14 protein-coding genes are annotated in these 15,370 nt (G+C 54.7%); 12 read left to right on the top strand and 2 right to left on the bottom strand.

The window, feature by feature from the left end; genetic code table 11:
- Positions 1-22: 22 nt before the first annotated feature.
- Positions 23-673: a HEPN domain-containing protein gene (locus tag B7L09_RS13355; RefSeq protein WP_010463621.1), complete on the bottom strand. Its 651-nt coding sequence runs from the start codon at positions 671-673 to the stop codon at positions 23-25.
- A 311-nt stretch (positions 674-984) separates the two neighbouring features.
- On the opposite strand from B7L09_RS13355, the gene B7L09_RS13350 reads away from it, so the two are divergent.
- From B7L09_RS13350 to B7L09_RS13330, 6 genes are all read left to right on the top strand, one after another.
- The gene (locus tag B7L09_RS13350) at positions 985-2,262 is read left to right on the top strand and encodes a DUF445 domain-containing protein (protein ID WP_010463617.1); all 1,278 of its coding nucleotides are present in this window, start codon (positions 985-987) and stop codon (positions 2,260-2,262) included.
- A gap of 243 nt (positions 2,263-2,505) precedes the next feature.
- Positions 2,506-2,634 carry a hypothetical protein gene (locus B7L09_RS32385; protein ID WP_255141968.1) on the top strand — a complete coding sequence of 43 codons (129 nt, stop codon included), beginning with the start codon at positions 2,506-2,508 and terminating at the stop codon, positions 2,632-2,634.
- 205 nt (positions 2,635-2,839) lie between these two features.
- Complete coding sequence (locus B7L09_RS13345) at positions 2,840-3,706, top strand: GTPase (RefSeq protein WP_010463616.1); 867 nt, start codon at positions 2,840-2,842, stop codon at positions 3,704-3,706.
- A gap of 12 nt (positions 3,707-3,718) precedes the next feature.
- On the top strand, positions 3,719-4,171 hold the full coding sequence (locus B7L09_RS13340; RefSeq protein WP_010463614.1) for a hypothetical protein: 453 nt from the start codon (positions 3,719-3,721) through the stop codon (positions 4,169-4,171).
- Positions 4,172-4,177: 6 nt separating this feature from the next.
- Entirely contained in the window at positions 4,178-6,037 is a 1,860-nt protein-coding gene (locus B7L09_RS13335; RefSeq protein ID WP_010463612.1) for a P-loop NTPase family protein, read from the top strand.
- 91 nt (positions 6,038-6,128) lie between these two features.
- Positions 6,129-7,652 carry a GTPase gene (locus B7L09_RS13330; RefSeq protein WP_176457700.1) on the top strand — a complete coding sequence of 508 codons (1,524 nt, stop codon included), beginning with the start codon at positions 6,129-6,131 and terminating at the stop codon, positions 7,650-7,652.
- Positions 7,653-7,807: 155 nt separating this feature from the next.
- On the opposite strand, the gene B7L09_RS13325 is transcribed toward B7L09_RS13330, so the two are convergent.
- Positions 7,808-8,680 carry a BrxR family helix-turn-helix transcriptional regulator gene (locus B7L09_RS13325; RefSeq protein ID WP_010463608.1) on the bottom strand — a complete coding sequence of 291 codons (873 nt, stop codon included), beginning with the start codon at positions 8,678-8,680 and terminating at the stop codon, positions 7,808-7,810.
- A 119-nt stretch (positions 8,681-8,799) separates the two neighbouring features.
- Between B7L09_RS13325 and B7L09_RS13320 the strand changes: the two genes are divergently transcribed.
- The 6 genes from B7L09_RS13320 to brxC all read left to right on the top strand — a co-directional run bounded on the left by B7L09_RS13320 (position 8,800) and on the right by brxC (position 15,355).
- Positions 8,800-9,054 (top strand): hypothetical protein, encoded by a 255-nt coding sequence (locus B7L09_RS13320; protein WP_010463606.1) that lies wholly within the window; start codon positions 8,800-8,802, stop codon positions 9,052-9,054.
- Between the two features lie 11 nt (positions 9,055-9,065).
- A complete protein-coding gene (locus tag B7L09_RS13315) occupies positions 9,066-10,118 on the top strand; it encodes an ADP-ribosylglycohydrolase family protein (protein ID WP_010463604.1) in 1,053 nt (350 codons plus the stop codon).
- Between the two features lie 207 nt (positions 10,119-10,325).
- Positions 10,326-10,529, top strand: coding sequence for a helix-turn-helix domain-containing protein (locus B7L09_RS13310; RefSeq protein ID WP_010463602.1), 204 nt, complete (start codon positions 10,326-10,328; stop codon positions 10,527-10,529).
- Positions 10,522-11,133 (top strand): DUF1819 family protein, encoded by a 612-nt coding sequence (locus tag B7L09_RS13305; RefSeq protein ID WP_010463600.1) that lies wholly within the window; start codon positions 10,522-10,524, stop codon positions 11,131-11,133. The genes B7L09_RS13310 and B7L09_RS13305 overlap by 8 nt, the downstream gene beginning before the upstream one ends.
- Positions 11,130-11,786: a DUF1788 domain-containing protein gene (locus B7L09_RS13300; protein WP_010463597.1), complete on the top strand. Its 657-nt coding sequence runs from the start codon at positions 11,130-11,132 to the stop codon at positions 11,784-11,786. Before B7L09_RS13305 ends, B7L09_RS13300 begins: the two co-directional genes overlap by 4 nt.
- Before the next feature lie 11 nt (positions 11,787-11,797).
- Positions 11,798-15,355, top strand: coding sequence for a BREX system P-loop protein BrxC (brxC, locus tag B7L09_RS13295; protein WP_010463595.1), 3,558 nt, complete (start codon positions 11,798-11,800; stop codon positions 15,353-15,355).
- Positions 15,356-15,370 lie beyond the last annotated feature (15 nt).

Genomic DNA, 15,370 nt, shown 5'->3' with positions numbered 1-15,370 from the left:
CCTTGTGCAGGCGAGAGGCGAGTTATGACTTGATCACCGGATAACAGGCATCGCCCCAAAGTGTTTTCGGGTTGTCGAGCATAAGCAGAATCACCAGGGGCACGAGCTTTGCCAGCAGGTTGGAGCAATCACGCAATTGTGTGCGATTGACGCTGCCGTCCCAGGTGGCTCCGCCATGAATCATTTGGTTGCGAAGGGTATAGATGCGGTTAAACATCACTCCTAGCACCTTTGCTGTATCGCGGCCGACCAGTGCTGCATGTGCGCTACGTTTGCCGTTGCGCAAGCGCTCCTCCCACATGGCTTCAGTGATCTTGCCGTTCTGGAAGTCCCAGAAGCTTTGAAAAACGTAAGGGTTGTCTAGCAGTGCACGTATGCTCCCGGAGAACTCTGACCAAACCATTTTTTCGATTAGATGCTCGGTGTCCAGCGTACAAAGTTTTTGCAGGAAAGCCTTGAATGCCTCCTGTTCGGACAATCGATGCTGCTCATCAATATCGGTGGCATAGGCAGCGTTGAAAGCGATCCAGAGGAAGATGAAGCGCCCGTCAACGTCCTCTGCCTGTTCCGCACGATTGAGCCAGCTCAGGGCTCGGTGAACCCGTAGCGCAAGGTTGGGGTGGTGCGCGTCGCGTTCGTTACGGTGGCGTGTCTTGAGTGACTGGTAATCCATTCCAGGTGCTTCCTTTGGCTGAGGGGATCCGCGGGACCTTGAGGATCATGGTTTTATCGGCGGATGAGGGGCGGGATTGAGCATTAAATGAGCCCCTGCGACACATTATGACGCGATATGGCGTTAAGCTATCACGTAATAAAGTTCTGTATCTATTCACTGATACGTTATAGGGCATGTGTTTTGGATAACGCATTGTGTGTCCATCCAGCGCAGGCTCATATCTAGGCCCCAGACAAAAAATTGAGGCCAATGGTCGCGGAAGCGGGTGACGAAGACCTCCATTGCTTACTTACATTTAAGGTTTTTTGATGTTGAAACTCGATTCGCCGTTGGCGCGGATGAAGGCAATAGCGTCTGGGTTGTTCTTGTTGGCGGCAGCGCTCTATGTCGCAGCCTTGATGTTGATCCACTCCCATCCCGTGTTGGGGGGGTATATGAAAGCCTTCTCCGAGGCTGCGATGGTTGGCGCTATCTCCGACTGGTTTGCCGTTACTGCCCTGTTCCGACGCCCCTTGGGATTGCCTATTCCTCACACGGCCATCATCCCGCGCAACAAGGCGCGTATTGGTGCCAACCTGGGGGACTTTATTTGTACTCACTTTCTTTCACGTGAGCAGGTACTTCAGAAGGTCAGCGAATTTGATACTGCCAGGCGGTTGGCGCAATGGCTGTCGAAGGAAGACAACGCCGCAGTCTTGTCGGGTTTAGCCGTCAAGCTGGCTGGGCATGGTATTGGCGCCCTGCGTGACGAGCGTGTGCGCCAGTTTGTACGCAGCACTGCTCTGGCGCGCCTGGAAGAGGTTGATTTGGCAAAAATGAGTGGTCAGTTGCTGGAGGTGCTCACCGATGATGGGAGGGCACAGGAGGTACTCGACGCCGTATTAAATCAAGTCGATATTTCACTGCAAGGCGAAGCGACAAAAAAACGCATCGCCGACGTTCTGGCCACGGAGTTCGAGTTCTTGCGGTTCAACGTTTTCGGCAAGGAACTGCCTCTGCACAACGTTGCCGGCAACTGGTCATCGGCAAAGTTGGTCGAGCGAATCTCTGACGTGATCAGCGAGGTCAACCACGACACTGAACACCCGTTGCGCAAACATTTCGACCAGCAGTTGGGAGCCTTGGTGCATAAGCTCAAGGAGGAGCCAGCTTTTCGTTTGCGTGCGGCACAACTGCGCGCTCAACTCGTTCAGCACCCGGCACTGCACAGCTACCTGACTGACATGGTCGACGATGTAGTGAACTGGTTCGAGGAAGACATTACTCGAAGCGATTCCACAACGCGCCAGCGCTTGGAGGAGGGTACTCGCAAGCTTGGTGAAGCATTGAGCGAAGACGCTTTGATGCAGGGCTGGATAAACGACCAGATTCTGGCAATGGCGGGCCCATTGGTTGAGCGCTATCGCTCAGAGATCGGCCGCTACATCGCTGAACGCATCGAAGCCTGGAACGAGAAGGAACTGGTGGAGCAACTGGAGTCACACGTGGGCAAAGACCTTCAGTTTATTCGTATCAACGGAACATTGGTGGGAGGGCTGGTGGGGGTGATCATTCATCTTGGGACTGAGTTTGCATTACAGATGTGAGAAGCACTTTGAATCGTGGTCCTCAGGAGAGTGTAAATCCCCAGTGAGCTTGCCGCTTAAAGATTTCCAGGCGAAGGCCGACAAAACAAAAGGCTGAGGCGACCAACGACTGAACCTTCAATGGAGTTATCAGCCTGTCCGTCACAGCGGGTTCGGCGATTTAAAATGGATTTTCTCGGGGCGACGCAATTTGTCGCGAGGCATGGTCATGCTCAAACCAGCCAATAAACAGGAGTATGGATCATGCTGAAAAACTTTCTCGCCGCAGTTGGCCTCGTCGTTATCGCCAAGAAAGGGTACGAGGTGTATCGGTCTTACAAGTCAATGGAGGCGGAAAACGAGTTTTTGCGAAAGGGGCAGGGGCCGGTTTAGTGTCCATCCCATCGCCTTATTACTGCTTGTAGATCTGCGTTTGATTGACAGGTTACCAAGGCATGGCAAAGTGATATCGCTTGAAGGATGATCCGGGTTGCAGGTGTTCAGGCGCTAGGGTGCGCGCTGAACGTTATGACTTGGGGGCAACTTGTGTTTGATCCCGGATGCGCCAGCGCTTCCGACACTGCAATAAGGACATTTCATGCCAGCTGAAAATTGGCTGATTCAGCTCAATCGCGAGTCAGCTGAATTCGCGCGTTTGTATCAGGAGCGTCAAGAGGGAAAGACCGTCGACCGGACTTTGCGTATAGCGGTCTGTGGTCTGATGAACGCTGGCAAGAGCGCACTGCTCAATGCATTGACCGGCCATCTTGAAAACGAATTCTTCGAAACCAAAGCAGTGCGCTCGACTAAGACGGTGCAAACCTTAACCCATGGAGGGATTACTTACGTAGACACTCCGGGTATTGACGCCAATAACGAGGATGACCAGCACGCCTGGCGTGGCTTGGCGACTGCCGACATTATCCTGTTCGCCCACAACCTGGGCACGGGCACTCTGGAAACCGTAGAAATCAACTTCCTTAAGGAGTTGAAACATCGGCGTCCTGATATCGAAGACAGCTTACTGGTGGTTCTGACCCATGCCGAAAGTGCGTCGCAGCAAAGGCAGGATCGCCTCGACGCAATCAGCGCCATCCTCGCGGCGTTGTTCAAGGCACCTCGTACGCTGATCCCGACGTCGTTCACTACCTACCGCAAAGGCGTCTTGGAGCAAAAGTCCGCCCTCATCGAGCATAGCGGCATCAACGTGCTGCACCACCATTTGAAGACACTTGTCGAGCACGCCGAAAGCGAGTTGCATGCCGTGCGCCGTGCGCGAGATAAGCAGCGTCTGAGTAAGTTGGAGGCCATTGTCGATAAGGCCATCGCCAAACGGGAACGCGCACTGGCTGCCGTCGAAGCCAAACAATCACAGGCGTTTCTGGTGCTTAGCCAGAGTGTGAACCAGTTGGTCAGCACGACCCGAGAACGCATCCGCCGCTGCGAAACCCTTGAATCCGATTGAGAGGACATTGCTATGTGGTGGTTATTGGTACCCGTAATCGGCGCTTTGGTTGCTGCCGTCGCCAGCTCCGACGATGAAGAAAAAGAAGCGGCCGAACGCAGGGTACGCATTCAGGCCCGTGAGGCCGAGTCAAAGGCCATTGCTCGTCGCAAACAGGCAAACCTCGAGAAGCGTAAGGCTCAACTGGTTGCCGACGTTGATGGCCAACTGAAAGATTTATTTGCGACGCACCCTGCTGTGCTCGATCGAACTTACCAGGGCGCGCTGCACGTCAGCTTTGACAGCCTTCGTGTCTTTGCAATCAAAAAGGTGCCGAGCAAACCAAAAGCTATGTTGAAGCACCTGGATACGATTGCCCCCGGTGCAGCCTTCAGCCCGATCTGGGTCAAGCAAGCTGTCCAGGCGCACGCGCTTCAGAAAGAAATCACGGGCCTTCAGCGCCTGAAAGAAGAATTGCTGGGATAAGTCACGATGACAGACCGCCACGCCAACAGAAATGATTTGTTAAATGTCTTCGCCGGGATTGCCGGTGAGTTCGATCAGGTCAAACGCCAGATCGATCGCCGGGAAAATGTCCTCAAGGCTCAGCTGAAGAAGCTTGACGACGCGCGCAAGACTTCGCCTTGGCGTGAAAGCCCGCTTGAGCAGCGTCACCCGTTGCAGGATATGGCTGAGCGCTGTCAGCAGGGGCTCGACAGTCAGCTTGATGCCTGGATCAGGAATGTCGAAAACTATGAGCGCAATACTTCGTTTCGCAAGGACTTCGATGACTCGCTACTGATCTTTGTCTACGGCAAGGTCAAAGCTGGAAAATCCTCCCTGGGGAATTATCTCGCCTACGGGAACTCTGCTCCGGACGCGGCCTTGATCGACAGCGCTTCCCCTCGCCCCGAGTTTTTCTGGCGCGAAAGTACCGGGACTGCAGAAACCATGTCCGCAGAGTTGATGAGCAAGCAGCGATGCTTTGGCGTCGACGTGGTGGAAGCGACCAGCTCTATCCAGGGTTTCAGGTTGCCGGGCATGACCTGGGTCGATTCCCCGGGGGTTCACTCGGTCAACAGCGTCAACGGCCGGTTGGCCGACGACTATGTCGCGTGTGCCGACCTGATCGTATTCCTGAGCAACTCCAGCAGTCCTGGCCGGCACTCCGATATGAATGAGGTCGTCGGGCTGCTCCAGAAAAAGAAAAACCTCATGGTGCTTATCACTGGCAGCGATGTGATTGAGGAGGATGTTGATGACTTGGGTAACTTGGTTAACCAACGGGTAATGAAGGCGCGATCCGATCGTGATGACCAGATTGGTTACGTCGGGTCGGAGCTGGCCAAGATTGACCCATCAGCACAATCGCTCCTGAATCAAATCAATATTCACTCGATTTCGGTGCGTTATGCCGAGGAAGGTGGCCCCCAGGAGCAGGCGCAACGCTGGCAGGACAGTGGGCTGGCCGACTTCGCCGCAGATATTGGCAACATAGCCCGTTCCAGTGGGCTCGCCCTCAAGCGCCAGACACCCTTGAAGAATCTGCAGGCGTTCTGCATCAAGCTGGCCGAATCGACGGATCAGCTGGAAAAAGAGCTGGTTGATATCAGAACAGGGCTGAGCGCCGCGCGTAAGGACCTGAAGCTGAGCGTCGATCATATTCTGAGCCAGCTCAGAAAAGAATTACCGGGTCAGATCGAAAAGTATGCCGATCAATATGCGATGAACGACCAGGCTTTTTCTGAAGCCTGCCGTAAATTGCTCGATCATGCTTTCCAGCATTACGCCAGCGAACTGTGTGATTCGATTGGCCAAAAATTCGAAAACATTGAAATTCACGACCAGGCGGTTGGACCTGTCGCCCGAGAGGCCCCTCAGTTTTCAGAGCGCGTTGAAAAGATCAAATTCGACTCCCGCCGCAATGAGTCATTCGGCAGGGCCGGCGGGGCAGGATTCGGTGCCTGGGGGGGCGCTGAAGGTGGGGCAGCTCTAGGCACTTTGATTATGCCAGGTGTGGGGACGGTCATCGGTGGCCTGATCGGTGGCGCACTTGGAGCCTGGGCGGGAAACAAGGCTGGGGGCGCAGCGGGCGAATACTTCAATACCACTGAAGAAATCGAAGTGGCTGTGGGCGACAACCGCGACGAAGTTTCACTGGGGACCCGCGAACAGTTGCTTGAGCTTGCCGAGAACCGGCTGAATGTCCTGTATGAGCAACTGGACCAATTGTGCTTTATCGACATTGCCGACTGGTTGAAAAACTTCCACAGCGCATTAAAAGAGATGCGCCAGCACACGCTTACTCAAATTCAGGAAATCGAAAAGGAGCTGTCCCATGGCATTGCCTGACTTCGCACGGGTTATCCACACCTATGAACGGGTCAGCACCCCGCTGGGCCGTTGGCTGTCCGAACAACAACGTAATGAGCTGGGAGCCCGGTTGCAGACCAAGGCTGAGCAGTTACACCCTCGAATCATGGTCTACGGCAACTACAACGCTGGCAAAAGTACCCTGCTCAATGCCTTGATGGGGCGGGCAGATGCCAAGATGGCGGATCGACCGGAAACGGCCGCGGTAACTGAGTACCGCTGGGGCAATTACACGCTGCTCGACACACCTGGCATCGACGCACCGATTGAGCATGAAGAGGTGGCTGAGAACCAACTGCACAATAGCGAAGTTGTGTTGTTCGTGGTCGCTGCAGGCGGTGCCACCGACGAAGCGAAAACCTGGGAGCGGTTGGTCGATATCGTCGCCTCAGAGCGCCGGGTAATGCTCATCGTCAACAACAAGGCAGGCATTACGGTCGGCGATCGCGATTATGTCGGCATCACCGATCGCCTGCGCATTCATCTGCAACGTGCGGCGAGTGAGCGCGGTATTGAAAACATTCTGGACAAGGTCCCGGTGCAATGGGTCAATGCCAGAAGCGCCCTCAAAGGACGACTCGAGGACAAGGCGCCGCTGATAGGCGCCAGTGGCATTCTTGACTTGGAGGAGGCGCTGGGCGACTTCCTGGAGCAAAGCGACACCGGGACAATCTTCGCGGCTTGTCGCAAAGACCTGGTGGTTGCGATCGAACAAGCCAATTTGCGGTTGGTGCAGGCCGGCAATGACCGTCAGGCTGAAGCGCTGACGAAAGCCAAACTGCAGATTGAAAACGAGCGCAGCCGTCTGACTGCATGCCTGAACGATCACCTGGATCGCGATTGTCGTAGCGCAAAGCAGGCAATTGTCAGTCTGATTACTTCAGTAGCAGAAGGACAAGTCAGGGGGGACACCAACCAGGCGATGGAAGAGGGGGCGGCAGACGTTGTCCAGTCTCTGGGCGACAAACTGATGCGCACGCTGGAGTACGAGCTGCCCAAGACTCAGCAGAGCCTGGGTGAAATCGGTGAGAAATTGGCCGAGTCCACTCTCCGACACGCTGACGCCATGCTGAATGCGGATCTGGATGCGCCGCAGGATGCTGGTGAAAGCATCCTGTCGCCAGCCATCAAGGATGCCCTGAAGAAAGTCCCCATGGGTAATGTCAAGGACATGACTGAACAGGGAGTGAAAGCGGCACTGGAGCTAGGAAAAGAGTTTCTGCCCAAACTGTTCAAAGGTATTGGCCCCAAGACCATGGGACGCTGGGCCAGTACAGCGGGTCGCTGGGCGGGGCCTTTGGTACAGGTCGGCGTGGCGTTGTACGACATCTACCAGGCTATTCGTACAGAGAATGCGGAGAAGGCAGCGCAAGCTCGTCGTACCAAAGCCATCGACGACTCTGCCAGTTCGTTTGTCCACGATTTGCGTCAGGCCTACCAGTTCCAAATAACTCTGGTGGTTGAGCAGGTGTTCAAACCTATGGATGAGTGGATCGACGCGCAAAGCCAGGCTCTGGTGCAACAAGACAAGGCCGCAGAGAACGATAGAATTCTGTTCGAACAGGCACTGATTGAACTGCGCCCGCAAGACTGATCTGGTCATTAACGCATCTCATCTCAACATTCGCTCCGGACATAGGACGGGGCGAATGCTTCCAGAGAGCCCAGAGTCATGCCTATTATTCTTCCATCTCGGAGGTTCAATTAATTCGTGATGCAGTGCGTCACGAATTAAAATGCCGGGTTGAGTCACTCATAAAGCCAAGGCTTCAACTCATCCAGATTCCTCACCACGATCTGCTGCGCCGCCGCTTTGGGGTCGAGCTTTTTCGGATCGATTTGAAAACGCTGCAACACATACTTGACCAAGGCGCGGCGTGTCGGAATGACCAGCACACCATCCTCCATGCCGAAATCGGCTTCGATGATTGCCTTCTGTTCTGGCTTGAGCCTTGAGTCGGGTTCGATGATCACGGCTACCTTGGTGTTCCAGTCTTCATCCTCGTCGATGAGGTTCTCGGTCTTGCGTTCGAACTCCGGTTGGCCGCGCAGACGACTCAGCACAAAATCCCGGTATTCACGATTCTTCTCGCAATACGCCCGCACATGCCAACGCATACCGGTGTAAATCAGTGTGTGTGGTGCAATCAAGCGAGTTTCTGGAGCCGGGTTAGCGAGTGAAACGTATGCGACTTCAATAACCTCGCTGTCGCGGCATGCCTTAAGCAATGGACGCAATACTTCAGGTCGAATCGTCCGGTCCGGCACCTCTAGCACCATGGTGTGGGCATACGCCAAGGCCAACCCTTCCACATGCGGCGCACGGGAATGGGTCTGGTTCAGCAGGTGCAGATAAGCGCTGGCGCTGTCGTCGATGAACAGTGGCTTGAACTGTTTGCTGGGGACGTAGCCCTTTAGCTGCTTGTCATATGTAAGGTTTTTAGGCGCATGTTCGGTGATGTAAGTGTTTATGTCCTTGGACGCCTGCTGACGACTGATCCCGAAGCTCTGGATCAGGTGCACCGTGGTCAGCCGGCCTTCCCACCAGGCGACGGTCTCGATCAAGCGATAACGAAGTGCCAGATCCCAACGAACCTGCTTGATGTCTTGTTTGCGTTTCATGACCGCTCCATGTGCGTGAATACTTTACCTGTATAAGTCTACATTCTAGACCTGTCGTTAAACACTACATATCTTGTATCTGTCTTCGAGATTTATCGAACTCACGGAAGGAAGTGGACATGAGTATGTCGGAAGCGGTTTCGACAGGTGCTTTGCTGATGATGGGGGCAATCCTGCTGGTGCTTCTGCTGCAGTACCTGAGGTTGCGTGAACTCTGGAAAATGGCTCTTGGCTATCAAAAGAGCGCGCGTTGGGCACGGATCTGGGAAATGGAGAACCGGGAACTGCGCTCGGCGCTGCGCGCTGAGAAAGCGCACATCGAGCAGTTGCAAAGAAAGCTCGTGATTTTGCAAGAATTGATACCAGCTGTGTGAAGGAGAAGGATATGAACAGACTTGAAAGGATCAAAGGCTGCCTTCTGGGTGGTGCGGTCGGGGACGCGTTGGGCGCCGCGGTAGAGTTCCTCGATTGGCCCGCAATCGAAGCTAAATTCGGTCCACAGGGAATCGTTGATTTTTCTCCAGCTTTCGGTATCACCGGTGCCATCACCGACGACACGCAGATGATGCTCTTCACGGCCGAAGGCTTGCTGCGGGCTTATGTGTGCGGCAGTTCGCGAGGGAGTTGCCACGTTCCCAGCATTATCCATCATGCGTTGCTGCGCTGGTTGATGACCCAGGATTACCCTACTGCGATTCCGATCAGCACGGACGGGTGGCTGATCGAGCAGCCAGAACTTTGGTCTCGGCGTGCCCCTGGCACTACCTGCCTCAATGCACTCAAAGTCAGTCCACGTCTAGGCGCTGTCGCCGAAAACAACAGTAAAGGCTGTGGCGCCGTGATGCGCGTAGCGCCCTGTGCATTCTTTGCCAACGCCTTCGACTACGCTGCCCAGTCCGGGCGCCTGACTCACGGGCACCCCAGCGGTTATCTTGCGGCAGGGCTATTCGCTGACATCCTGCAGCGGATGGTTGACCGGCAAGACAGCCTCGAACACGCAATCACCGAAAGCCTGGCTAAATACGGGCAAGAGCCCGGTATGGAAGAAGTCCGCAACCTTATCGAACGTGTACTGTTCTTCTACTATGAAGGCTACCAGCCCACCCCGCAACGCATCGACGAGCTCGGTGGCGGTTGGGTCGCTGAAGAGTCGCTGGCGATTGGTCTTTGGTGCGCCCTGATGGCGAGCTCGTTTGAGGAGGGCGTGATCACGGCAGTGAATCACGGTGGCGATAGCGACAGCACCGGGCTGATAGCCGGGCACCTGTTGGGTGCTCAGTATGGCGCAGCGGCGATTCCAGTTCGATGGTTTGGACAGTTGGAATTGCGTGAGGTGATCGAGCAAATGGCCGAGGATATCGAACGCGTTCCGCGTGATTACTGTGGGTATGGCGGAGAGTTCGATCAGATGATCGAGCAGATGTATCCCGGCGGGTGAGGGAACTGATGGCGACGCATTTTCATTTCGCCACTGAGCTATTCGCTGCGTAGGCTTACCAAAGCAAACTCGCTAGGCTGCCCTTTGAAGCCATTTTGAAGTGGCACAGGCATTTGTCAGGCATTAATCCTGAGAAGCAGCTTTAACCTTATTAAAACCGACAAAAACGGCTAATATCAGCACGTTTTTTTATCGGCAGATTTAGCTATGACTGATCGTTGGCACAGTGTTGATGAAATTGCCGAACACCTCGGCGTCAGCAAGGACACCGTTTATGCATGGATTGCCAAACGCAGCATGCCAGCCCACAAGGTCGGTCGGTTGTGGAAGTTCCAGAAGGTTGAGGTGGATACCTGGGTCAAAGCTGGCGGAGCCAGTGACGAATCGCAGCAGGCGCGAAGTGATGGCTGAGCATTATCGTCTTTCTTTCACCACGGGTGGCCTGTTTTTGCGGGAAGCACCGCTGGTTGTGGAGCGCTATCTAACGCTGCGTGATTGGAAGCAAACTCGGGAGCAGGTGCGGGGTGAGAATCTGTTGCAAGTTCGTACAGCAGCAGCTGCGACACGTATCAGTAAGGAGTTGATCGCGCGTCTGGAGCTTTTGGATCCAGAGGAGCTGGAGTTTTTGGTGGATGGCAGCCTGCGTGAGCAAGGCTACCTTCTGTGGGCTGCAACTTGCCGGCGCTATGCCTTCATCCACGACTTCGCTCGCGAAGTTCTGCGCGAGCATTACCTGCTTATGCGCCGCCAACTCACGACAAGCGATTACGATGCCTTCTGCAATGCCAAAGCTTTGTGGCATGCCGAGCTGGATGAATTGGCTGCGTCCACGCAAAGCAAATTGCGGCAAAACCTGTTCCGCATGTTGCGGGATGCCGACTTGATCAGCGCACAGCACCAGATTCAGCCTGTGTTGATAACTCCAGCGCTGGCCCATTTACTGGCTCGCCACGATAACGAGCAATTGCTGATTTTCCCGGCAACTGACCATGAACTTAAAAGGTGGCTGCAATGAGCCAGAAAATCAGTCAGCAGCCGCTGGCAGTCCGCTTTGAACACCTATTGAACGTCATGAGTGGTCAACGCTTTCTGGAAATGAAAGGGCTGAATAATGATCTGCCGTTCTACATCTGCGAATTCAAGGCGGCTGAAGCCTTTGAGATACAACGCATGCAGCGGCAACTGGTCAACACGCTGGCCGGCCTGCGTGTCGATTGTTTGCAGGGACGTGGTGTAAAGGTACTGGAAGTCAGCCTGTACGACCTGACCATCGACTTGCTAAAGGCTCGTGAGGGCAGTGACGAAGGTGTCAGCTTGTGGGAGCAGATCCGGGCGGTTGAGCCCGATGTGGAAAAAGAAGGTCTGCTGGAGCTTTTGCAGGGTGTATTGGATATCAAGGAACACCTGGTCCCGGCTATTGGCGAACGTATTGCACAGACGGATTACGACGTGCTTTTCCTCTCCGGCATAGGTGAAGTGTTCCCCTATATTCGCTCGCACAACGTACTCAACAATCTGCAAAGCACGGCCAAGGACAAACCCACGGTGATGTTCTTCCCCGGTGAGTATCGGCATTCGCTGGAGCAGGGCGCTTCTCTGGAGTTGTTTGGCTTGCTGCACGATGACAAGTACTACCGCGCATTCAATATTTTCGAGTCTCAGGTGTAAGGAAGCAGTCAATGAAACTCAACGGAATTTTCAAGAGCCCAGTCAGTCGTCCGATTGAGGGCGTCATTAAGGCCGACGACGAAGCTAGCTTGTTCAACGAGCTCAGTGAATACGTCCTGACTGACGAAGTCGCCAAGCGTCTGGAGCACTTCCTCGATGCCTATACCGACTACCACCATGCCAATGGCGTCTGGGTCTCCGGCTTCTTCGGCTCGGGTAAGTCGCACCTGCTGAAAATGCTCGCCCTGCTGCTGGAAAATCGCCAGGTCGACGGCAGTACTGCACTGGACATCTTCCTACCCAAGATCAAGGACGACGATGAGCTGTTGCGCGCTCAGCTGAAAAAAGCTGTCGTTATCCCCTCGAAAAGCATCCTGTTCAACATCGACCAGAAGGCCGACATCATCAGCAAGACCCAGGTCGACGCCTTGCTCTCGGTATTCGTCAAAGTCTTCAACGAGATGTGTGGTTATTACGGAAAGCAGGGTTACATTGCCCAGTTTGAGCGCGACCTGGACAGTCGCGAACTGTTCCAACCGTTCAAGGAAGCCTACCAGAGCATAGCCAATAAACCCTGGGAGCGTGGTCGCGAACAGGCGCTGCTGGAGACAGGTAACATCGCCAAGGCCTACGCCCAAATCACCGACGAAGACCTGGCGCTGGCCAAGGGCATCCTCGATAAATACCGCACTCAACACAGCGTTTCCATTGAAGACTTCGGCAATCAGGTAAAGGAATGGCTGGACAAACAGCCGTCCAACTTCCGCCTGAATTTCTTTGTCGATGAGGTCGGCCAGTACATTGCCGACAACACCAAGCTAATGACCAACCTGCAGACCGTGGCCGAAAGCCTGGCCACCAAGTGCCAGGGTAGGGCTTGGATTATCGTCACCGCACAGGAGGATATGGACTCGGTGATGGGGGACATGAGCAAGCAGCAAAGCAACGACTTTTCTCGGGTCCAAGCGCGTTTTGCCAACCGTCTCAAGCTCACTAGTGCCGACGTAGCCGAGGTGATCCAGAAGCGTTTGTTGACCAAGAATGATATCGGCGCCGCGCTGTTGAAAATTGTCTACGACCAGCAGCTCAACAACTTCAAAACCCTATTCGACTTTGCCGACGGTGGCCAGCACTACCAAAACTTCCGCGATCTGGAGCACTTCACTTACTGCTACCCCTTCGTGCCGTACCAGTTCCCACTGTTCCAGTCGGCCATTCGTGGCATATCCATGCATAACGGGTTTGAGGGCAAGGCCAACTCTGTTGGCGAACGCTCCATGCTCGGCGTGTTCCGAGAAGTGGCTATGGCTATCGACAACGAGCCAGTGGGCCAGCTGGCCACCTTTGATCGAATGTTCGAAGGCATTCGCGGCGCGCTGAAAAGCGCTATTCAAAGCGCTATCAACAATGCCGAGCGGCACCTTGGCGACCCATACGCGGTGCGCGTGCTCAAAGCATTGTTCTTGGTCAAGTACGTCAAAGAGTTCAAGGCCACTCTACGCAATCTCAATGTGCTGATGCTGGAGCGTTTTGGCGAAGACATTCCAGCCCAACGCAAGAAGCTGGAAGCGGCACTCAACTTGCTGGAGCAGCAAACCTACATCCAACGCAATGGCGAGTTCTACGAGTACCTGACCGACGAAGAGAAGGACATCGAAGAAGAGATCAAAAACACGGAGATCGAAACTGCCGATGTCATCAAGGAGCTGGAAACCCTGCTGTTTGATGGCGTGATCAAACAGCGCAAAGTCCGCTATGAAAACGCCCAGGACTATGCCTATACGCGCAAAATGGACGACCGTTCGCTCAGTCGCGAGTTTGAGTTGGCCATCCACATTGTCACTCCGCTTAGTGACAACTTCGATAACCTCACCGTGCAGCGCATGCAGAGCATGGGACGTGATGAGCTGCGTGTGGTGCTGCCGGCTGATGCCCGGTTCATGCAGGATCTCACCCTGCACAAACGCACTGAGAAATACATACGACAGAACAGCAGCACTCAACAGGAAGCGGTTAAACGCATCATCGACGCCAAGGGCTTCCAGAACACCGAACGTCTAGCCGAATTACAGGATCGAGCCAAGGAGTTGCTTGGCAAAGCGCACTTGATCATTAACGCCGCGGATGTGGAGGCCACCAGCAGCGACGGTCAGACCCGTATTCTGAAAGGCTTCTACCAGTTGATCGAAACTACTTATCCGAACCTGCGCATGCTGCGCGATGTGCCGTTCAACGAGAACGACATTGGCAAATACCTTCGCCAGGCGCAGGACGGTCTACTCGGCAACGACGCTACTAGCCTGACCGAGCCCGAGCAGGAGCTACTAGCCTATATCCAGAACAATGCTCGAAGCGGTGTGCGCACTACGGTCAAAACCCTATTGGAGCGATTCGAGCGCAAGAACTACGGCTGGTATTATGCCGCCATTCTTTGCAACCTTGCGCTGCTCTGTGCGCGTGGCAAGGTGGAGGTGCGGCAAGACAGCAATCCGCTGGAAGGCGACAACCTGGAGCGCAGCTTGCGCAACACCAACGCTCACACCACCTTAGTGTTGGAGCCGCAAATCGAGTTCAGCGCCTCTCAGGTCCGCCATCTCAAAGAGTTCTTTGCCGACTTTTTTGACCGTCCCGCCAGCTGTAACGAAGCCCGCGCTCTGGCGCGTGAAACCATCGACGCCATCAAAGAACTGGAGATTGAATTAGCAGACCTGCATGGGCAAAAAGCCTTATATGGTTTCCTCAATGTGCTGGATGGCGTGATGGCTACCCTCAAGGAGATTGCCGGCAAAAACGCCAGTTGGTTCCTTACCGACTTGTCTCGCGCCTCCGATGCCATGCTCGACACCAAAGAGCAGATCATTGAGCCGCTACGTCGCTTCATGGGTAGTCCGCAAAAAGCTATTTACGATCAGGCTCGCCAACTGGTGCAGGAGCAGGAAGACAATTTCGCCTATGTCGTGACGGGAGAGGTTGAAGTCATCAAGGCATTACTCACCGAGAATAAACCCTGGCAAGGCAACCGCCTGCAGCAGGCTAAACCGCAACTGGAGTCCTTGCAGCAAGCCATTGCTAACCAGCTAACCGGCGAAAAGGCTGCCGCAGTCGGCCGGCTTGCCGAGTTGGAGTTGCGTTTGCAGGGGAGCAACGAGTACGGCAGTCTTAAGCCGGAGCAGCAGGCTCAGCTCGCTGTGCCGTTTGTTGAAGCTCGGCAGTCAATGCAAGGGCAGAAGCGTATCGCCATGATCCGTGATCAGTTGCGTGCCTTCGAGGACAATCAATACGCACAGTTGCTGCTCAAATTGGAGCGACTGGCTCGTCCGCAACCGGTACCAGATCCAATTCCACCCTTTTCTCCGCCGCCAGCGGGAAATCAGGACAACGATTATCCGCCGCAACCAAGCGCAGAACCACCCCAAGAGGCCGAACCGCGCTTGGTGCCCGCACGTTCTATCAAGGTGGGTTACAGCAAGCCTTGGCTGGCCAGTGAGTCTGAGCTCGATGATTACCTACGGCAGCAGCGCGAAGCCTGGCTGAAGGAAATCCAAGCAGGCAACCGCGTACAGATTTGAAACGGACAAGTGCTC

This window comes from Pseudomonas mandelii, assembly GCF_002251635.1.
Taxonomy (GTDB): Bacteria; Pseudomonadota; Gammaproteobacteria; order Pseudomonadales; family Pseudomonadaceae; genus Aquipseudomonas; species Aquipseudomonas mandelii_B.
Note: the sequence above shows the minus strand (reverse complement) of the source record. Positions and strands in the feature narration are given on the sequence as shown.